Annotated in this window: 17 protein-coding genes; 8 read left to right on the plus strand and 9 right to left on the minus strand. The window is 57.2% G+C overall.

Annotated features, from left to right (window positions below; genetic code table 11):
* The first annotated feature begins 62 nt into the window (after positions 1 to 62).
* Together clpA and I3V23_06055 are read left to right on the plus strand one after the other, a co-directional pair.
* Complete coding sequence (gene clpA / locus I3V23_06050) at positions 63 to 2,399, plus strand: ATP-dependent Clp protease ATP-binding subunit ClpA (GenBank protein QPI86521.1); 2,337 nt, start codon at positions 63 to 65, stop codon at positions 2,397 to 2,399.
* Positions 2,400 to 2,437: 38 nt separating this feature from the next.
* Positions 2,438 to 3,382 carry a M23 family metallopeptidase gene (locus I3V23_06055; protein QPI86522.1) on the plus strand — a complete coding sequence of 315 codons (945 nt, stop codon included), beginning with the start codon at positions 2,438 to 2,440 and terminating at the stop codon, positions 3,380 to 3,382.
* On the opposite strand, the gene I3V23_06060 is transcribed toward I3V23_06055, so the two are convergent.
* From I3V23_06060 to I3V23_06070, 3 genes are all read right to left on the minus strand, one after another.
* Positions 3,379 to 4,872: a peptidoglycan -binding protein gene (locus tag I3V23_06060; GenBank protein QPI86523.1), complete on the minus strand. Its 1,494-nt coding sequence runs from the start codon at positions 4,870 to 4,872 to the stop codon at positions 3,379 to 3,381. The two genes, I3V23_06055 and I3V23_06060, sit on opposite strands and share 4 nt — an antisense overlap.
* Complete coding sequence (locus I3V23_06065; GenBank protein QPI86524.1) at positions 4,872 to 6,074, minus strand: biopolymer transporter ExbB; 1,203 nt, start codon at positions 6,072 to 6,074, stop codon at positions 4,872 to 4,874. The genes I3V23_06060 and I3V23_06065 overlap by 1 nt, the downstream gene beginning before the upstream one ends.
* Before the next feature lie 80 nt (positions 6,075 to 6,154).
* On the minus strand, positions 6,155 to 6,721 hold the full coding sequence (locus I3V23_06070; protein ID QPI86525.1) for a gamma-glutamylcyclotransferase: 567 nt from the start codon (positions 6,719 to 6,721) through the stop codon (positions 6,155 to 6,157).
* A 59-nt stretch (positions 6,722 to 6,780) separates the two neighbouring features.
* On the opposite strand from I3V23_06070, the gene I3V23_06075 reads away from it, so the two are divergent.
* Positions 6,781 to 7,788: a DUF2125 domain-containing protein gene (locus I3V23_06075; protein QPI86526.1), complete on the plus strand. Its 1,008-nt coding sequence runs from the start codon at positions 6,781 to 6,783 to the stop codon at positions 7,786 to 7,788.
* Here I3V23_06075 and I3V23_06080 read toward each other — a convergent pair.
* The 3 genes from I3V23_06080 to I3V23_06090 form a co-directional block, all read right to left on the minus strand.
* A complete protein-coding gene (locus I3V23_06080) occupies positions 7,785 to 8,708 on the minus strand; it encodes a prephenate/arogenate dehydrogenase family protein (GenBank protein ID QPI86527.1) in 924 nt (307 codons plus the stop codon). The two genes, I3V23_06075 and I3V23_06080, sit on opposite strands and share 4 nt — an antisense overlap.
* Positions 8,705 to 9,799 (minus strand): histidinol-phosphate transaminase, encoded by a 1,095-nt coding sequence (locus I3V23_06085; protein ID QPI86528.1) that lies wholly within the window; start codon positions 9,797 to 9,799, stop codon positions 8,705 to 8,707. The genes I3V23_06080 and I3V23_06085 overlap by 4 nt, the downstream gene beginning before the upstream one ends.
* Positions 9,800 to 9,883: 84 nt before the next feature.
* Positions 9,884 to 12,076 carry a primosomal protein N' gene (locus I3V23_06090; GenBank protein ID QPI86712.1) on the minus strand — a complete coding sequence of 731 codons (2,193 nt, stop codon included), beginning with the start codon at positions 12,074 to 12,076 and terminating at the stop codon, positions 9,884 to 9,886.
* Positions 12,077 to 12,347: 271 nt separating this feature from the next.
* Here I3V23_06090 and I3V23_06095 point away from each other — a divergent pair, with 271 nt between their 5' ends.
* A complete protein-coding gene (locus tag I3V23_06095; protein ID QPI86713.1) occupies positions 12,348 to 13,043 on the plus strand; it encodes a DUF484 family protein in 696 nt (231 codons plus the stop codon).
* A gap of 4 nt (positions 13,044 to 13,047) precedes the next feature.
* Positions 13,048 to 13,974: a tyrosine recombinase XerC gene (locus I3V23_06100; protein ID QPI86529.1), complete on the plus strand. Its 927-nt coding sequence runs from the start codon at positions 13,048 to 13,050 to the stop codon at positions 13,972 to 13,974.
* On the opposite strand, the gene I3V23_06105 is transcribed toward I3V23_06100, so the two are convergent.
* A complete protein-coding gene (locus I3V23_06105; GenBank protein ID QPI86530.1) occupies positions 13,971 to 14,771 on the minus strand; it encodes an inositol monophosphatase in 801 nt (266 codons plus the stop codon). The two genes, I3V23_06100 and I3V23_06105, sit on opposite strands and share 4 nt — an antisense overlap.
* A 114-nt stretch (positions 14,772 to 14,885) precedes the next feature.
* A complete protein-coding gene (locus I3V23_06110) occupies positions 14,886 to 15,797 on the minus strand; it encodes a LysR family transcriptional regulator (GenBank protein QPI86531.1) in 912 nt (303 codons plus the stop codon).
* A 95-nt stretch (positions 15,798 to 15,892) separates the two neighbouring features.
* On the opposite strand from I3V23_06110, the gene metF reads away from it, so the two are divergent.
* From metF to argF, 3 genes are all read left to right on the plus strand, one after another.
* On the plus strand, positions 15,893 to 16,759 hold the full coding sequence (gene metF / locus I3V23_06115; protein QPI86532.1) for a methylenetetrahydrofolate reductase [NAD(P)H]: 867 nt from the start codon (positions 15,893 to 15,895) through the stop codon (positions 16,757 to 16,759).
* 269 nt (positions 16,760 to 17,028) lie between these two features.
* A complete protein-coding gene (locus tag I3V23_06120) occupies positions 17,029 to 18,207 on the plus strand; it encodes an aspartate aminotransferase family protein (GenBank protein QPI86533.1) in 1,179 nt (392 codons plus the stop codon).
* Between the two features lie 26 nt (positions 18,208 to 18,233).
* Positions 18,234 to 19,160: an ornithine carbamoyltransferase gene (gene argF / locus I3V23_06125; GenBank protein ID QPI86534.1), complete on the plus strand. Its 927-nt coding sequence runs from the start codon at positions 18,234 to 18,236 to the stop codon at positions 19,158 to 19,160.
* Here the strand turns inward: argF and I3V23_06130 are convergent.
* Positions 19,157 to 19,942 (minus strand): ABC transporter permease, encoded by a 786-nt coding sequence (locus I3V23_06130; protein ID QPI86714.1) that lies wholly within the window; start codon positions 19,940 to 19,942, stop codon positions 19,157 to 19,159. The two genes, argF and I3V23_06130, sit on opposite strands and share 4 nt — an antisense overlap.
* Positions 19,943 to 20,199: the final 257 nt, after the last annotated feature.

Genomic DNA, 20,199 nt, shown 5'->3' on the forward strand with positions numbered 1-20,199 from the left:
GACTCAGTGGAGGCGGGCCGAACCCGCTTGCGCCTCTGGCCGCAACGAAAGGAGCACTTATCGTGCCGTCGTTTTCAAATACCCTAGAGCAGGCCATCCATGCGGCTTTGGCGCAGGCGAATGCGCGCAAGCATGAATTGGCAACATTGGAACATCTTCTGCTGGCGCTGTTGGACGAGCCTGACGCGGCCAAAGTCATGCGCGCCTGTAGCGTAGACATTGATGCCCTGCGCGAGACGCTTATCACCTTCATTGATGAAGAATTGGCCACGCTTGAGACAGATATCGAGGGCTCTGAGGCAGTGCCGACCGCGGCCTTCCAGCGGGTGATCCAACGCGCTGCGATCCATGTGCAATCCTCGGGTCGCACCGAGGTCACAGGGGCAAACGTCCTTGTCGCGATTTTCGCAGAGCGCGAGTCAAACGCAGCCTATTTCCTGCAAGAGCAGGATATGACCCGCTATGACGCGGTGAATTTCATCGCCCATGGCGTGGCGAAAGATCCGTCTTTTGGGGAAAGCCGCCCTGTTTCAGGCGCGACTGATCCGATGGACGAGGGCGGTGAAACAAGTGGCAACCCGCCCGAGGGTAGTGATGCCAAGGAATCCGCCCTTGCCAAATACTGCGTTGATCTGAACAAAAAGGCGCATGATGGCGATGTTGACCCGCTGATAGGTCGCCATGATGAGGTGGAACGCTGCATTCAAGTGCTGTGCCGCCGCCGCAAAAACAACCCGCTCTTGGTCGGCGATCCCGGTGTTGGCAAGACTGCCATTGCCGAAGGTCTGGCGAAAAAGATTGTCGAGGGCGAAACGCCTGAGGTTTTGGCGAAATCCACCATTTATTCGCTCGACATGGGCGCGCTTTTGGCAGGCACACGCTATCGCGGTGATTTTGAAGAACGGCTGAAGGCCGTGGTCAACGAATTGGAAGACCATCCTGACGCGGTTCTTTTCATCGATGAAATTCATACTGTCATCGGGGCGGGTGCGACATCGGGTGGGGCCATGGATGCCTCAAACCTGCTTAAGCCCGCGTTGCAGGGCGGCAAATTGCGCTGCATGGGATCGACAACCTATAAAGAGTTCCGTCAACATTTTGAAAAAGACCGCGCGCTCTCGCGCCGCTTCCAGAAGATTGACGTCAATGAACCATCCGTTGAGGATTCGGTGAAAATCTTGCGGGGGCTGAAGCCTTATTTCGAAAGCCACCATGATGTGAAATACACCGCCGATGCGATCCGCACCGCGGTGGAACTGTCGGCGCGCTATATCAACGACCGCAAATTGCCCGATAAAGCAATTGACGTGATAGACGAGGCCGGTGCGGCACAGCATCTGCTGCCAGATAGCAAGCGGCGCAAGACCATTGGCCCAAAGGAAATCGAAGCCGTGGTCGCCAAAATCGCGCGCATCCCGCCAAAGAACGTCTCAAAGGACGATGCAGAAGTGCTGCGCGATTTGGAAAAAACACTCAAGCGCGTGGTGTTCGGCCAAGACAAAGCGATCGAGGCCTTGGCCTCTGCGATCAAATTGGCCCGCGCGGGTCTGCGGGAACCAGAAAAGCCGATTGGCAACTATCTCTTCGCGGGGCCAACAGGTGTTGGTAAAACCGAAGTGGCCAAACAACTGGCAGATATCCTTGGGGTCGAGTTGCTGCGTTTTGACATGTCCGAATACATGGAGAAACACGCAGTATCCCGCCTGATTGGCGCGCCTCCGGGATATGTCGGGTTCGATCAGGGCGGACTTCTGACTGATGGTGTGGATCAGCATCCTCATTGCGTGCTGTTGTTGGACGAAATCGAAAAAGCCCATCCTGATGTGTTCAACATCCTGTTGCAGGTCATGGATCACGGTACGTTGACCGATCACAATGGACGTTCAGTCGATTTCCGCAATGTCGTCTTGATCATGACCTCAAACGCAGGCGCAGCCGAACAGGCGAAGGCGGCTATTGGATTTGGTCGCGACCGCCGCGAAGGTGAGGATACCGCCGCGATTGAGCGCACCTTCACCCCTGAATTCCGCAACCGCTTGGACGCGGTGATCAGTTTCGGCGCACTGCCAAAAGATGTAATCCTGCAGGTGGTTGAGAAATTCGTGCTGCAACTTGAGGCGCAGCTGCTTGATCGCAATGTGACGATCGAGCTGACCAAACCCGCAGCTGAACTTTTGGCCGATTTGGGCTATGATGATCGTATGGGCGCGCGCCCATTGGGCCGTGTCATCCAAGAACAAATCAAAAAGCCACTGGCCGAAGAATTACTGTTTGGCAAACTGGCCAAGGGTGGCAATGTGAAGGTTGGTGTTAAAGACGGCAAAATCGACCTGCGCATTGAAAACGGTGCGCCACCGCGGATCAGTTCGAAAAAGCCACCGCTGCTCACGGCAGAATGACCTGCGGCGCAGCGTTAACATCAAAAGCGACCCCCTTTTTGAGTGGGGTCGCTTTTTTCTGCGCCTCTTTTGCAGGTAATGCCACCCCGCCGAGCCTCAGCTTTCCTGTCGACTGCCGATTGGGTGAGACCTGTTTCATTCAGCAATATGTCGACCATGATCCAAGCATAGCGGCGCGCGATTACACCTGCGGCCCCCAAAGCTATGACGGGCATCAAGGCACTGATTTCCGCCTTTCTGATCTGGCAGCCCTAACGCGCAATGTCGCCGTTCTGGCTACGGCGGATGGTATTGTGCAGGCCACGCGAGATGGGGTTCTCGATCAAGGCATCGCCGCCATGCCCAAGGGGCAGGATTGCGGAAACGGTGTTGTGATTGACCACGGCGATGGATGGCAAAGCCAATATTGCCACCTTGCCCAAGGCAGCATCGCCGTGACCCACGGGCAAAATGTTCAAGCCGGCGCGCGGCTTGGGGTGATCGGGCTGTCAGGGCGCACCGAATTTCCGCATCTGCATTTCACCTTGCGCCACAATGGCACGGTGATTGATCCTTTCAATCAAAGTGCTGAGGGGCATTGCGGCCTCGACACGGCCCAACTCTGGCACCCTGCATTGCCCGCGCCCACCGCAGATGTCATGGCAGCAGGTTTTTCCGATGCCCTGCCCGATTATGATGCAATTCGCGCAGGGCGCGCGCATCTGCCCATGGCCACCCGCAGCGCAAGCGCCTTGGTGGTCTGGGGCTTTGCCCATAGTGGGCAGATCGGCGATCGTATGGAGTTTGAAATCACAGGGCCGAACGGGGCGCTTCTGCACGAAAACAGTGTCACATTAGAGCGCGCCCAAGCGCAGTTTTTTCGCGCCTCTGGCCGCCGCGCGCCAAACGGGGGATGGGGCGCGGGACGATATATCGGGGAAATCCGACTGATCCGCGAAGGTGAACTTATCTCAATCCGTCAAACAGAAATCGAGCTGCGCTAACGCTCAGTCAATTTAAGTTCTATCCTGCGGTTTTGCGCCCGCGCTGCGGCGCTATCCCCTTCGGCTACGGGGTGGAATTCACCAAACCCTGTGGCGGCCAATCGCTCGGACGGAATGCCCAATTCCTCGCTCATATAAAGAACCACGGACAAGGCGCGCGCCTGCGACAATTCCCAGTTGCTCGAAAATTCCGCATTGGCTGATAGGGGGACATTATCGGTATGGCCATCAACACGAATGATCCAATCGATGGTATCTGGAATTTCATCGGAAACCTGCAACAGCAATTCTGCCACATTGGCAATTTGTGCGCGCCCCTCAGGGCTCAGATCAGCGCGGGCGCTGTCAAACAAGACCTCAGACGAAAACACGAAACGGTCGCCCACGATCCGCACGCCATCACGCCCCTCAAGCACCTCTCTCAGGCGACCAAAGAAATCGGATCTGTAGCGTTCCAAACGCTGCGCTTCTGCGGCTTCGAGATCAGCACGCGCGCGCTGCTCGGCCGCTACTTGCGCCAGAGCCGTGTTCAATCGCGTTCCTAGCGCGTCAATTTGGACTTGTGCCGCCTCATCGCGCGCCTCGGATTCGTCCAATGTAGTTTCAAGCGCGGCGAGCTGCGCGCGCAGGGCTGCAAGCTGCTCATTTAGCACAACCACACGCCGCTGCGCTTCGGTCGATTGCGCCTGCGCCGTGGCAAGCTCGGCATTGGCGACCGCTAAAAGGGCCTCTCGCTCAGACAGTTGGGATTGCAAATCTTCAACGGCGGGTAGGTTTTCTTGCGCCGCCCGCGCGGCGGCCAACAGGGTCAGCGTTTCTTCGGCCCTTGCGCGCTCCTCCTCTAATGCGAGGGTGAGCGCGGTCAATTCTGCGTCAGAATTGGCCAATCTCTCGCGTAGGGCTTCGGCTGCCGCGGCATCGGCCATGCGTGCGGCTTCTTCTCCAGACAGTTGGGTTTGCAGATCGCTGTTCTCACGGCGCAAATCTGCCAACAATGCCTCAAGCGCCTCACGCCGCGCTGCTGCTAGGCGCGCGGCCTCAGCGGCGCTGTCAATCTCGCTGCGCGCTTGTGCAAGCGCAAGGTTCAACGCCTCCTCGCGGGAGAGTGTTTCTGCAAGTTCAGCGCGCGTGCTGTCCACTTGAGCGCGCAAATCAGCCTGACGCGCCAAGAGACTGGCCACCTGCTCCTCAAAGGAGGCGATGCTTGCCTGTGCCTCGGATAACTGGCCGCCCAATGTGGCAAGGCGGGTTTCCAGATCGCTGGAGCGGGCCTGTTCCAACCCAAGCGCATCGCTGAGCGCATTCAATTCTGCATTGAGCGCATCAAGCTCATTATCCTTCGTAGCAATCTGATCGCTTAGAACGAACTGCACTACCATGAAAATGGTCAGCACAAAAATCATCACCATCAGCAATGCGGTGATGGCATCCACAAAACCCGGCCAAATCGCGGCAGAAAACCGATTGCCTGTTCTGCGGTGAAACGCCATCAGGCTTGCCCTTCCCCGTTTTCATCCGTCTCGGTCACACGCCGAATAGCCGCGGTCAGTGCCGCCATCTCACGGCGTAACGCGCGCACTTCGCCATCGCCTTCAGACGATTGGTTCACCCGCGCGGCCATTTGTTCAAAAATTTGCACAAGCTGCAGGTCAATCGACCGCATCCGCGCGCGGGCTTCATCGTCAAATCCGCCGAGACTACCCAGAATTTCCAATCGCTCGACCAGTTGTTCTTGAGCTTGGGCCTGACGCGCCGCGATTTCTTGCGATTGCGGGGTCATCCGTTCAGCTAAGGCCACAACCGCGCCTGTCATCTCTACCATCCGCGCTTCAACTTCGGCCTGCCGAGCGTTGGATTGCGTGAACATCGCCTGCAAGCTGTCGATCTGGTCAACCATGTGATCCAAGACTGTGGCCACGGCCGCACGATCCACCCCACCGCCGTCCCCATCAGCATCTGACGAGGAAAAACTCATCCGCGTGATGGAGGACAGCCATTCTTCCATTTCACGGTAAAATCGGTTCTGGCCATGTCCCGCGAAAAGTTCCAAAAGCCCCACAACCAAAGAACCCGCGAGCCCCAAAAGCGAGGAGGCGAAGGCCGTGCCCATCCCGCCCAACTGGCTTTCAAGCCCCGTCATCAGCCGCGCGAAAACCGCAAGCCCGTCTTCATCGGCACTGGGCTGTAGACCGCGAATTGTATCTACAACTGCAGGCACTGTTGTGGCCAATCCAAAAAACGTGCCCAAGAGCCCGAGAAAAATCAGCAAATTCGCCAAATAGCGGGTGATGTCGCGGCTTTCTTCCATCCGCGCGCCCACGGAATCCAAGACCGAACGGGTCGTCATGGTCGACAGTTGCATCCGTGCACCGCGCCCTTGCAAAGCGGCGGCCAAAGGCGCCAATAGTTCGGGACGCCGTTGATCTGTCAAACCTTGCTGCGCCGCGCCTTCGATCCAGCGCACCGAAGAAAATAACTGCAGCACCTGCCAGAAACAGGCCATCACGCCGACCAAGAACACCACGCCTATCGTGCCATTGAGGTATGGGTTAGAGAGGAAAACAGGCAGCACCATAGGATAAACCACTGCGCCCCCTGCCGCGACCAAGCCGCATATGATCATCATCAGGAAAATCTGGCGGGTGGGGCGTGTGAAACTAGACTGCGCCCCGCTTCTGTTGCTGCCGCTCATCAAAAACTCTCCTGCCCCGTGGCCTCGCTTGGGCCCAACCTACCGCCCTTCCATGGCTCTGCCAACAGGGGGGCGCAAGATCACGATGGTTTTATCTCTGCTTTTATCTCGGCAACGCGTGATTGCAGCCACGATAATTCGGCATCAGGAACGCCGATTTGGTGCAAATGCTCGGCTGTGTTGATCAGATATTCATCGTTTGGCCCCCGCCCACCCACAGCGCGCGCGATAATCTGGGCTTGGGTCTCAAGGTCAAGATCGCCGCGATATTGGCAATGGTCGGGGTCAATGACAAAAGTCAGCACATTCTCAAGCGTCCCACCCGCTGACAGATGCACCGTTTGGCGCGTCTCAAGATAGGCAGAGCTGACCAACTCACGCTCGCGCAAATATTCCAAGGTTGCGCTTTCATGACCATCAGTCACGCGAAACGCTACCCCGTCACAATGGGCATTTTCGGCCTGATCCAAGGCCAAAACCAACCCTGGTGCCTCGGGCGTGCCGCGGTGGTGAATAGAGGACATGCAAAACGACCGCCGCCAGCCCATAAGCCGCGCATGCGCGGTCTGCGCCACAGGAAAGCCCGGGTTCCAGATTAGGCTGCCATAGCCAAAGACCCAAAGAGGTTCAAACTGTGCCTCAGACATGAGATGCCACCTCGCTTTGGCGCTTGGCAGTCCTGACGCGCAGCGTTAAGGAATAGCGCATGAAAAAGGTTCTTATCATCATCGCGGCCCTTTGCCTGTTGGCCAGTGGGGTTTGGTTTGGGCTTGCCGCAGCAAGCAAATCGACCCTCGCAGCATGGTTTGAAGCACGCCAAGCCGATGGGTGGCTTGTCTCACATGATCCGATTGAGGTGAAGGGCTTTCCCCTCAGCCTGAATGCCACAATCCCGAATTTGGAACTGGCTGACCCTGAAACAGGGTGGCTTTGGTCAGGCCCAGCAATCTTGATTGATCAGGCCTTGCTGTCTGCAGGGGACATATCCGTTACATGGCCAAGCGCCCATGTTTTTGCCACGCCCGAAGCACGTTTCGATATCGCCTCGGCGCAGTTTCAGTCCAATTTGCAGCTTGAACCAACCCGCAATCTGGCAGTGTCAGGGGCGGCGACCCAGTTGCGCGATCTCACCCTTCAGCGCGCGAATGACGCTGCTTGGCAGGCCAGTTTAGACGCGGCCACGATCACATTCACCCGATTGCAGAATGAGGATCAAACCTATGATCTGAATGCCGCAATCGAGGGGTTATCTCTCCCCCAAGGCCTGCGCGCGCGGCTTGATCCTGCGGGGGTCATGCCTACGATTTTCGAGCAATCCAGCCTTGATGCCACTTTGACCTTTGATCGCCCGTGGGATTTGGAAGCGCTTGAACAGGCCCGCCCGCAATTTACGGCCATCCAAATTGACGAAGCCTCTGCCATCTGGGGGGATATGGTTTTGCGCGCTTCGGGTGCGGTCACAGTGGATGCACAAGGCATAGCTGAGGGTGATCTGGCGCTGAGGGCAGAAAACTGGCGCGCGATGTTAGATATGGCCTTGCGCGCTCGGGTCATCTCGCAAGACCTGTATCAAATGCTAGATGGCGGGCTTGGGCTTTTTGCGCAGCTCTCGGGCCAGCCCGAAAACCTTGATATCATCTTACGCTTTAGCGGGGGTGCGGTCTTTGCAGGGCCGATCCCCATTGGCCCCGCACCACGCTTGATCCTGCGTTAATCTTTCTTGCGCGCAATCCGCCCAAAATCAGGCGCATCTGTATCCTGCCCCGCCTCAATAATGCCGCGCCGAATGGCGCGGGTGCGGGTGAAATAGGCGTGCAGATGATCCCCATCGCCCCGCCGAATAGCGCGCTGCAATGCGAATAATTCTTCGGTAAAGCGCCCCAAAATCTCTAGGGTGGCATCTTTGTTGGACAAAAAAACATCGCGCCACATGGTCGGATCAGAGGCTGCAATGCGGGTGAAATCACGGAAACCCGCCGCAGAATATTTGATCACTTCGCTATCCGTCACGCGGCGCAAATCATCGGCGACACCGACCATCGTGTAGGCGATCAAATGCGGTGTATGGCTGGTGACGGCAAGAACCAGATCGTGATGATCTGCGTCCATCTCCTCAACCTTAGCACCGCACCCTTCCCATAGGGCGCGCAATCGCGCCACCGCATCAGGGTTGCTGTCTGCCTCTGGGGTGAGGAGCACGTAGCGATTATCAAACAACTCGGCAAAGCCCGAGCGAGGGCCAGAATGTTCGGTGCCTGCAAGCGGGTGCGCAGGGATGAAATCCACCCCGTTCGGCAAATGCGGGGCGACCGCATCGATCACCGCGCGCTTCACCGATCCCACATCAGAGATTGTGGCACCTGTGGCCAAATGCGGGGCCATTTCACGCGCTACGGCCTCCATCGCGCCAACAGGAACGCAAAGAACCACCAAATCCGCACCCGCGACCGCGCTGGCCAGATCATCCGCGATATGATCACAAAGCCCGATTTCGCGCGCAACATCCCGCGTCTGGGGCGAGCGGGCATAGCCCACCACCTCGCCTGCAAGACCCGCGCGGCGCATCGCAAGCGACATTGAGCCTGCAATCAGCCCCAGACCGATGAGGGCAACACGAGTGTAAAGCTGGCTCATTCCGCCCCCCTGAAGGCGCGCATTGCCGCCAGAACATGAACATTATCCTCGGGCCGCCCGATGGTGATCCGCAGCCCATGCGGAATTTTATAAGACTTTGGCGCCCGCACGATAATGCCGCGCGATTTGAAAAACGCATCAGCCGCGTCAGCGGTCGCCTCATCCTCGAAACGGGCCAAGATGAAGTTCGCTTCACTGTCCGACACTTTGATCCCCAACTCACGCAAGCCTCGCGTCAGGGTATCGCGCTCGGCATTGTTGATGCGCACCGAATTTTGGGCGAAATCTTGGTCTGCAATCGCCGCCTCTGCCCCTGCAAGCGCAAGGGTTGAGAGGTTAAAGGGCTGACGCAAACGCGTTAAAATTTCAATTAACCCTTTCGCGCCATAGCCCCACCCCACCCGGAGGCCCCCAAGCCCATAAAGCTTGGAAAACGTGCGGGTCATCACAACATTGTCGCGCTCTGTTGCAAGGCTTGCACCGCCATCATACCCATCAACAAACTCTGCATAGGCCGCATCAATCACCAACAAACAATTTGGCGGGATAGCATCGGCCAAACGCGTCAATTCCTCATGGCTGAGAAAAGTGCCTGTTGGGTTTGCAGGGTTAGCAATAAACACCAATCGGGTGCGCGGCGTTATCCCCGCGATCACGGCATCAATATCGACACGAAAATCCGCCTCGGGAACCTCAACGGGTGTGGCGCCAACCATCAGCGCACAGATGCGATACATGGCAAATCCATGCTCGGTGAACAGAACCTCATCCCCCTGCCCCGCAAAAGCGTGGCACAGAAACTGGATCACCTCATCCGAACCAACGCCACAGATAATGCGATCAGGGTCAAGCCCGTGCAACGCGCCTATGGCTGCGCGCAAGGCCGTGTGACCCGTGTCAGGGTAGCGGTGCATATCCGCCGTTGCCGCCTCAATCGCCGCGCGAGCCTTGGGGCTTGGCCCGAACGGATTTTCGTTTGACGAAAGTTTAATCGGGTTTTGATGCCCCTGAAGCGCACTTAATCCGCCCTGATAAAGGGCAATCTGCATGATCCCTGCCTTGGGGTCAGGATATGTGCCGCGCGCGCTCATGGATGCGATCCTTCTTGTCAAATCACCCCCGCCTTCTAACGGGGCTTGCGCGCCAAGGGAAGTTCCCGCGCAAAAATTGCCAGATCAATAGAAACTTTGCGGATCAATATCGACCGAGAGACGCAGCTTGTTGGAATATTTCAATCCGTTCAGCCAATGCGCAAGCGCAGCTTGAATGGGCGCGCCTTTTGGGGCCTTGACCAAAAGGCGCACACGATGCCGCCCCCGCACCCGTGCGACAGGCGCAGGGGCAGGGCCAAAAACCTGCGCCTCAATCTGACGCAGCGGGCCATCATGGCGGGCCAGATGATTGCCCAGATCAAAACATTCGGCCAAATCGGGGCTTGAGATCACGATCCCCGCAAGCCTGCCATAGGGTGGCATCGCGGCCGCTTCGCGCATCGCGGCCTCGGCACGCCAGAACCCCTCATCATCATTTGCCAGAATGGCGGTGATCACGGGGTGCTCGGGCTGATAGGTCTGCATCATGGCGACCCCTGCTTTTTCAGCGCGCCCTGCGCGGCCTGCAACTTGGCGCATCAGCTGAAAACTGCGCTCAGCCGCGCGCAGGTCAGAGCCGTGCAACCCAAGATCAGCATCCACCACCCCCACCAAGGTGAGGTTCGGGAAATTATGCCCCTTGGCCACCAATTGCGTGCCGATAATAATATCGCATCCGCCTTCTGCAATCTCAGCAATCTGCGCTTTCAGCGCGCGGGCGGAGCCAAACAAATCAGATGATAAAATCGCCACGCGCGCCTGTGGAAATAGGGCTTGCGCCTCTTCGGCAATGCGTTCGACCCCAGGCCCTAAGGCCGTCAACTTACCATCAACGCCACAGGCGGGGCAGGTTTCGGGAATATCTTTCGTCTCGCCGCATTGATGGCACATCAACCGCTTTTGAAAGCGGTGTTCAACCATGCGAGCATCACAATGATCACAGGCGATTTGCACACCGCAAGCACGGCATAGGGTAATCGGCGCAAACCCACGGCGATTGAGGAATAGCAAGCTTTGCTCACCTGCTGAAATACGCGCCGCCACCTCATGCGCCAAGCTCGGTGAAATCCATTGCCCCGAGGGCACATCCTCAAGGCGCATATCAATCGCGCTCATCTGTGGCAATTCAGACGCGCCAAACCGCGCGGGCAGATCAAAGCGTTCATATTTGCCCGCCTCCGCATTCGCCCATGTCTCAAGCGAAGGGGTCGCCGATGCCAAGATCACCTGCGCGCCTGCAACGGAGCCGCGCAGAACAGCCATGTCGCGGGCATTGTAGAACACGCCGTCTTCCTGCTTGTAAGAGGCATCATGTTCTTCATCGACCACGATCAAACCCAAATCTCGGAACGGCAGGAACAGGCTAGAGCGCGCGCCCACCACCAATTGCGCCTCCCCTTCGCCCACCATTTTCCAGACGCGCCGCCGTTCTGCCATGGTGATCCCTGAATGCCATTCGGCAGGGCGCGCACCAAACCGCGCTTCAACCCGCGTCAGGAATTCCGCAGAAAGGGCAATCTCAGGCAAAAGGACAAGCGCCTGTTGGCCTTTTGCCAAAGCCTCGGCAACCGCCTCAAGATAGACTTCGGTTTTGCCTGACCCCGTGACCCCCTTGAGTAAACTAGCTCCAAAGCCGCCTGCCGCAATTTTGTGGCGCAAGCGGCGTGAGATATCGGCCTGATCGGGGCTGAGGTTCTTGCCCTCAAGGTGATGATCCAAAGCGGGGAAAGGCGCATCGCGGGGGGCCTCGACTTGCGCCAATGCGCCTTGTTCGACCAATCCTTTGATGACCGCGCTGCTGACCCCTGCCGCCTGCGCCAATTCGGATTGCGACAGCGCGGCCCCCCCATATTCGTCAATCACATCCATGACACGGGCCCGCGCATCCGTCATCCGCGCAGGCGTGCTTGCCCCCCGCGTGTATAGTCTGCGCGCTTGAGGCGAAGCCCCCAATGCAGGCGCGCGCGTGGCCAAACGCAGCATCGCCGACAAGGGCGTAAAGGTGTATTGCGCCGCGCGCTCTAGAAATTGGCGCATTTCAGGGCGCATTGGCGCCACATCCACCACATTCGCGATTTTACGAATTTTTGCAGGGTCATAGCCCCCCTGCCCCCGGCCCCAAACCACGCCAATCACGCGGCGCGGCCCAAGCGGCACTTCGACAAAGGCACCGATCCCACAGCCACCCTCTGGCGCGCGATAATCCAGCACGCGATCCAGCGGTTCAGCGGTCAGCACACCAACAAGCGCCCCTTCAGTGAAATAATCAGCTTCCATCGCGTTGGCGTTCATTCTCTTTTGCATTCAAGGTCAAGCGGGATATATGCAAAGAACCACGCAAGCGCCGCGATGAAAAGCACCAAAACCAAGCCCCCACCGCCCCATAATTTGCAGAAGCGAAAAAACAGGGCAGAAATCGGAAAAGCTTTGGTGTAAGGTGACGGCGTAGCAAGTAAACAGCACGGCACCAGACCGTGGCACAAATGAGATGCCCCCCAAAAGGCGGGGCGCGCAGAATGAGGCAAGGACAGTGACACAGAAAGCAGAAATGCTCGGCGATTGGCGTGAGCGCGTTCTCAAAGACCCCGAACTCATCCTAGAGGATCGCGACCTAATGCGCGTTCTGATCTCGGCCAATGATCGGCTGATGGGCGGTAATGTGGTCGATATGCGCGGCATTGCAATGGAGCGATTGGAAAGCCGCCTTGAACGCCTAGAGGACACGCATCGCTCTGTGATCGCGGCAGCCTATGAAAATCTGACGGGCACTAATCAAATTCACCGCGCCGTTTTGCGTGTGTTAGAGGCCGAGAATTTCGAAGATTTTTTAAAAATTACAGCCGCAGACCTACCTGAAATCCTGCGTGTTGATCGCGCGAAACTGGTTCTCGAAAGTCATGAGGCCGAAGAACGTGACCCCGATGACCTGAGCGGTCTTGATGAGGTTCTCTCCATCGTGCCGGCAGGTTTTGTTGATGCCTATCTCACAGGCGGGCGCGATGTGCCCTCGCGTCAGGTTACATTGCGCGGCGCAAGCCCCCATGCCGAACAGGTTTTTGGCACGGCCGCAGAATGGATCAAATCCGAAGGTCTTGTGCGTCTGGATATGGGGCCAGATCGGCTGCCTGGGATGTTGGCTTTTGCCGCAGAAGACCCGCATCAATTCCGCCCCAGCCAAGGGACTGACCTCTTGGCGTTTTTTGCAGGCGTCTATGAGCGCGTGATGCATACCTATTTGGGCTAAACCCATGCTGATTGCCCCCGCCACCCGTGATCTTTTCGAGCGATGGATCACCCATTTGCGCGGGGTGGAGGGGCGTGCGGAGGCCACGATCGAGGCCTATGGGCGGGATCTGCGTGATTTTCTTGAATTTCACGCCCGCCATGACCCAGACAACCGCGGCCCAAACGCCCTAAAATCTATCAGCTTGCGCGACATGCGGGCCTATATGGCCGCGATGCGCGCGCGCGGTGTATCAGCCCGATCTTTGGCGCGCGCCTTGTCATCGGTGCGCAGTTTTTACAATTGGTGGTCAGACCACGATGGCTTTGATGCAAGCGTGGTGCTCTCTATGCGCGCGCCCCGCTATCAACGCAGCCTGCCGCGCCCTCTGAGCGAAGGGGATGCACGCCACCTGCTTGACCAAGTGGCGAGCGAAGATCACCGCCCGTGGGTGCAGGCCCGAGATTTGGCGATTGTCACGCTGCTGTATGGGTGCGGTTTGCGCCGTGGTGAGGCTTTGGCCCTTACAGGGGCGACCCTCCCCTTAGGCGATGTCTTACGGGTGCGCGGCAAGGGCAATAAGGAACGCGAATTGCCCGTTTTGCCCGCTGCACGCAACGCATTGGCGCGCTATGCTGACCTGTGCCCTTATGAATTGACCGCCGATGCGCCGCTTTTTCGCGGCATTCGCGGCGGCGCGCTAAACCCGCGCATCATTGCACTGATTGTCGAGAAAGCACGGATGCAGCTTGGCCTGCCCCCAAGCGCGACACCGCACGCGCTGCGACACAGTTTTGCTACCCATCTGCTAAATGCAGGGGGCGATTTGCGCGCCATTCAAGAATTGCTTGGCCATGCAAGCCTATCGACAACCCAAGCCTATACTGCGATTGACACGAAAAGATTGGTTGAGATTTACGAAACCGCCCATCCCAAAGCGCGCGCGGTTTAACTGTCCTCGCGGCTGCGGATGATTTTCGCGAAAGCCTCAAAAATCGGCTCAGCAGCGGCAATTAGGTGGCCATCCACCATCATATCCTGCCCTTCGCGGATCGGCTCAACAAAGCCGCCCGCTTCGCGCACGATCAACAGACCTGCGGCAAAATCCCATGGCTTCAGGTGGTAATCCCAAAAACCCTCATACCGCCCCGCCGCCACATAGGCGAGATCAAGCGAGCCTGCACCCAAGCGGCGAACCCCCGCGCAAACAGGCAAAAGCTGCCCCATATCGCGCAAGACAGCGGGCAGATATTTCTGCGTGCCGAAAGGAACGCCCATTGCAAAGATTGATTCAATCAAACGATTGCGGGCCGAGACGCGCAAGCGTTGACTGTCATTAAGCCAGGCACCCGCACCTTTTTCGGCAAAAAACAATTCATCGCGGCTTGGATCATATACCACCGCAGAGACGACCTCGCCCTTATGCTCAAGCGCGATGGACACGGCCCAATGGGGCAGACCATGCAAATAGTTTGTCGTGCCATCAAGCGGGTCAACAATCCAACGGCGGGTTGGGTCAGTGCCTGCAATCTCGCCACCTTCTTCGCCCAAGAAACCATAATTGGGGCGTGCGCCCATCAATTCTTCGCGCAGAATTTCCTCCGCGGCCCGATCCGCACGGCTTACGAAATCGCCCGGCCCCTTTGAAGAAACTTGAAGGTTCTCAACCTCACGGAAATCTTTCAACAAGCTGCGCCCCGCTTTACGGGCAGCTTTGATCATGACGTTGAGATTTGCAGAACCTTGCATCGCGGTATTCCTTTCGGGGGGCGTTTCGCCCAAGCAACAGGCGCGCCCTATAGCCCGCGCGGGGCCAAGTGCCAAGGGTGCAGGGGCGCGATTTCTTCAAAATCTGCGCGCGCCTTAACCACGGCGCTGTAATTTTGGTGGCTCAGTGCGCGCAAGGCGCAGCACATTGGCCATGAAGGGCTTGGCCGTATCTTCGGCACGCGTAGCCCCATAGAGACGTTTGGTCACCCCGTTTTGCGTCAGGCGTTTCGAGACAATAGAGGCGTTTTGCAACGCCTGCCCCCGCACAACCCAATCGGGCAAAACTGCCACCCCGCGCATAGAGGCCACCAAAAGCACGATCACGGCAGATAGCTCGACCCGCCGAATTGCTTTTGGCTCGATCCCTGCGGGCATCAAAACTTCGGTAAATACATCCAGCCGCGCGCGATCTACGGGGTATGTGATCAAGGTTTCCTGCGCGAAATCCTCGGCGCTGATGAAATCCTTTTGTGCAAGCGGATGATCCTTAGAGCAGATGAAAACGGGCTCGTAATCAAAGAGCGGGGTAAAATCGACCCCATCCAAATCTTCTGGATCAGAGGAGACAACCAAATCCACCTCCTCGCGCAGAAGGGCAGGCAGGGCCTCGAATTGCAAACCGGGGCGAATATCGACATCAACCTCTGGCCATGCGGTGCGGAAGGCCTCAAGCACGGGCAAAAGCCAGTCAAAACAGGCGTGGCATTCAATGGCGATATGCAACCGCCCCGCTTTGCCAGACCGAAGGCCTGAAAACTCATCTTCTAAGGCCTCGATGCGTGGCAAAACCTCTTCAGCCAAACGCAGCAGCTTCATCCCCGCCGCAGAAAGCCGCATGGGTTTGGAGCGGCGCACAAATAGTTCCAACCCCGCTTGATCCTCCAGCCCCTTGATCTGGTGGCTCAAAGCACTTTGCGTGATGTGCAACTGATCCGCCGCTTTGGCGAGGCCACCGCATTCATGGATCGCTTTGATCGTGCGCAGGTGACGAAACTCGATATGCATATCAACCTCATGTTGATGATGAATTTTATGAATTTGCTTCACTGAACATCTCTATGCGACAAGATCTCAAGCAATTCAAGGATTTCAGAATCACCATGTCCACACCGCGCATTTCATTCGAGTTCTTTCCACCTCAGTCGATTGAGGCCTCCTTCCGCCTGTGGGACACATTGGGCAAGTTGGCCCCGCTCTCGCCCGAGTTTGTCTCCGTGACCTATGGCGCAGGCGGCACAACGCGGGACTTGACCCATGATGCCGTGAAAACAATTCACGCTAATTATGGCGTTGCGGTTGCAGCGCATCTGACTTGCGTGAACGCGACCCGCGAAGAAACTTTGGCCATTGCGGACAGCTATGCTGAGGCGGGCGTGACCGAGATCGTGGCATTGCGCGGCGACCCACCGAAAGGTGCAGGCAAATTCACCCCCCATCCTGAGGGATTTGCAAGTTCGGTCGAATTGGTTGAGGCCTTGGCCAAAACGGGCAAATTTCACCTACGTGTGGGCGCCTATCCTGACCCGCATCCAGAGGCAGAAAACCTAGATGCCTGTGTCGAGTTCCTGAAGCGCAAGGTTGATGCAGGTGCGAATTCCGCAATCACACAGTTTTTCTTTGAAGCTGATACGTTTTTCCGCTTCCGCGATGCTTGTGCGGATGCGGGGATCAATGCACCCATTATTCCTGGAATTCTGCCCGTCAACAATTGGACACGCGTGCGCCGATTTGCATCGGCCTGCGGTGCGCATATTCCCGCTTGGGTGGATGAGGCCTATGAAAAGGCCATCCGCGATGACCGCGAAACGCTGCTGTCGACCGCCCTGTGCACCGAACTTTGCAGCGATTTGATCGAAGGCGGCGTTGACGATTTGCATTTTTACACTCTCAACACGCCTGAATTGACGCGCGATATTTGCGCTGCCCTTGGCGTGACACCGAAACAAGCCTTGGCACAAGTTGCATAAAGCATAAAAACGGCGCCCTGAGATGGGCGCCGTTTTTTCTCTGGCCTGTTGGCAGAAAACACTTTATGCCGCAGCCTATGATAACAAAACCGCATCCTATCGCGCAAAAGCGCCGCCGACGCTAAGGCCTTGGCCCTCCCCGCCGCTTCTGGTGTGGGATTTGGTGCATTTTTTGTCCCGCTGCCCTTGCGCAGCAGCTTTTTCCTCTGTTCAATCTCGACTTTCACAAAACCGCTGATGACGCGGTCAACCACAAGGATTTCCGAGCGATGACTTCCTCGATTCTTCCAACCTATAACCGCACCCCGCTTTCCTTCGTGAAGGGTGAAGGCGCTTGGCTGGTCGAGGCAGATGGTCGCCGATTTTTGGACATGACGGCGGGCATTGCGGTCAACGCGCTCGGTCATGCCCATCCCAAACTGGTGCAGGCGCTCAACGATCAAGCACAAAAACTGTGGCACGTCTCCAATCTCTACACGATCCCTGAACAGGAGCGCCTTGGTGATCTATTGACCGAACATACATTCGCAGATCGGGTCTTTTTCACCAATTCAGGCACCGAGAGCGCCGAGTTGGCGATCAAGATGGCGCGCAAATATCATGCTGAAAAAGGCGCGGCGCATCGTGTCGAGATTGTCGCCTTTGAGGGCGCGTTTCACGGCCGTTCAACGGGTGCAATTGCGGCGGCAGGGTCTGAGAAGATGATCAAGGGCTTTGGCCCGTTAATGCCAAATTTCACGCATTTGAAATGGGGCGACCACGCCGCGCTTGAAGGGGCTATCACAGATCAAACCTGCGCCGTCATCATTGAGCCAATCCAAGGCGAAGGCGGAATTCGTCGGGTGCCTGAGCAATGCCTAAAAGGTCTGCGTGATCTGTGCGACAAGACAGGCACGCTGCTGATCTTTGATGAGGTGCAATGTGGCATGGGCCGCACGGGGCGGCTGTTCGCCCATGAATGGGCAGGCGTGACCCCTGATATCATGATGGTCGCCAAGGGCATTGGCGGCGGCTTTCCACTGGGTGCAGTTCTGGCCACCGAAGACGCGGGCAGCGGCATGGTTGCAGGCAGCCATGGGTCAACCTATGGCGGCAATCCTTTGGCCTGTGCGGTTGGCACCGCCGTTATGGAGGCCATGCTAGAGGATGGGTTTTTTGATCATGTCTCGCGGGTCAGCGGTGTGTTGCGTCAGGGCTTGGAGGGTTTGATCGCACAATTCCCCAACCATCTCGAGGAGGTGCGCGGCAAAGGTCTGATGCTCGGTCTGAAGTGCAAAATCAGCAACCTTGACCTTGTGCGCGCCGCGCAAACGCAATTGATGCTCAGCGTGCCTGCCGCAGATAATGTGGTGCGCCTGCTGCCCCCCCTCACCTTGACCGAAAACGAAGCGCAAGAGGCTGTGTCTCGCCTGTCACATGCGCTTGAAACCCTTGACGCAGGCGCGTGATCGCTGCCGCGAATGGAAAAAAAACAATGAACCATTTTCTCGATATCCATAAAACAACGCCAAGCGATTTACGGGCCATGATTGATCAGGCGGCCGCGATGAAACAAGCACGGGCAGGCAGGCCTAAAGGGGCAGCCGATGACACGCAGCCGCTTGCGGGGCATATGGTGGCGCTGATCTTTGAAAAGCCCTCGACCCGCACCCGCGTCTCGTTCGATGTGGGCGTGCGCCAGATGGGCGGTCAATCCATGGTGCTTTCTGGCAGCGAAATGCAGCTTGGCCATGGCGAAACCATTGCAGATACGGCGCGGGTGTTGTCTCGCTATGTTGATCTGATCATGATCCGCACCTTCGAGGAAGATGTGCTGTTGGAATTGGCAGAGAATGCCACCGTGCCTGTCATCAACGGGCTGACCAATCGCACCCACCCCTGCCAGATCATGGCCGACATCCTGACCTATGAGGAACATCGCGGGCCGATTGCAGGCAAAAAAGTGGTCTGGTCGGGAGACGGGAACAATGTCTGCGCCTCAATGATCCATGCCGCGGGGCAGTTTGGGTTTGACCTGACCTTCACGGGCCCCGAAACCCTTGATCCTGAGCGCGTCTTCATCGAAGAAGCCCGCGCCAAAGGCTCGAAAATCGAAATTGTGCGCGATCCTGCTCGTGCTGTGGAAGGGGCGGATTTGGTGGTGACAGATACATGGGTGTCGATGCATGACAGCCAAACCACCAAGGAACGCCGCCACAACCAATTGCGCCCCTATCAGATCAATGCCGCGCTGATGGCACAGGCCAAGGAAGATGCGTTATTCATGCATTGCCTGCCCGCGCATCGCGGCGAAGAAGTCACCAATGAGGTGATGGATGGCCCACAATCCGTGATCTTTGACGAGGCCGAAAACCGCCTGCACGCTCAAAAAGCCGTGATGCGGTGGTGTCTTGGTCTTTAACTTTTGAGGCGATAGCCTGAACGAAACATCGCCCAAGCCACAAAGGCAATGGCAACCGTGGCGCCACCTGCGACAGCGAGTCCCAAAACGGGGCTGCTGTCCGACACCCCCAAGACTGAATAGCGCAAACCATCAATCAGGTAGAAAACTGGGTTAACGTGGCTCACCACATAAAGCCAATTAGGCAGGCCTTCGATCGAATAGAATGTGCCTGAAAGAAAGCTCAGCGGGGTCACAATGAAATTTGTGATCGCGGCAATCTGGTCGAATTTCTGCGCGATGATCCCCGCGACAACGCCCACAAGCCCCAAAAACCCCGCGCCAAGGATCACAAAGACAAGCGCCCAAAGGGGATGCGCAACCCCAAGCCCGATGAAGGGGAAAATCACCGCCATCGTGCAAAGCGCCACCAAAATCCCACGCGCGATGCCGCCCGCCATATAGCCCACAACCAATTCTAGCGGGCTAAGAGGTGGCATCAATGTATCAACGATATTGCCCTGCACCTTTGAAATGACGAGGGAGGAGGACGTGTTGGCAAAGGCGTTCTGGATGACTGTCATCATCAATATCCCCGGCGCAATGAAATGCACAAACGGCACCCCCATCACATCCCCGCGCTTTGCACCAATGGCGAGTGAGAAAATCGCAATGAATAAGGCGGCCGTGACCAATGGCGCGAGAATTGTTTGGCTCCAGACCGTGGCAAAGCGCATCACCTCGCGCCAGATCAAGGTATAAAGACCCAACCAATTCATCCGACCAAATCGGCGCGCGCCCATCTCTGCTGACATTGCCTGCTCTCCGCCCTTTATCAATGCCCAACAGGTAGAGCAGCCCCTGTCGCATCTCAACCCCCCATGCTTTGACAAGGTCAGCCCCCACCTTGACCTTTCGCCACCGCTTCGCCTCTTGTCTTGGCGAGTGGGACAGTTAGAATAGGGCTTCACTTTCGGGTGTAAAACGCCCATATCCCTATCTTTATGACTGGCGCGATTGCGCTGTGTAAGGATGGGCCGCAAGGGCCACAAAGCCATAT

The organism is Rhodobacterales bacterium HKCCA1288 (genome assembly GCA_015693905.1).
Taxonomy (GTDB): Bacteria; Pseudomonadota; Alphaproteobacteria; order Rhodobacterales; family Rhodobacteraceae; genus M30B80.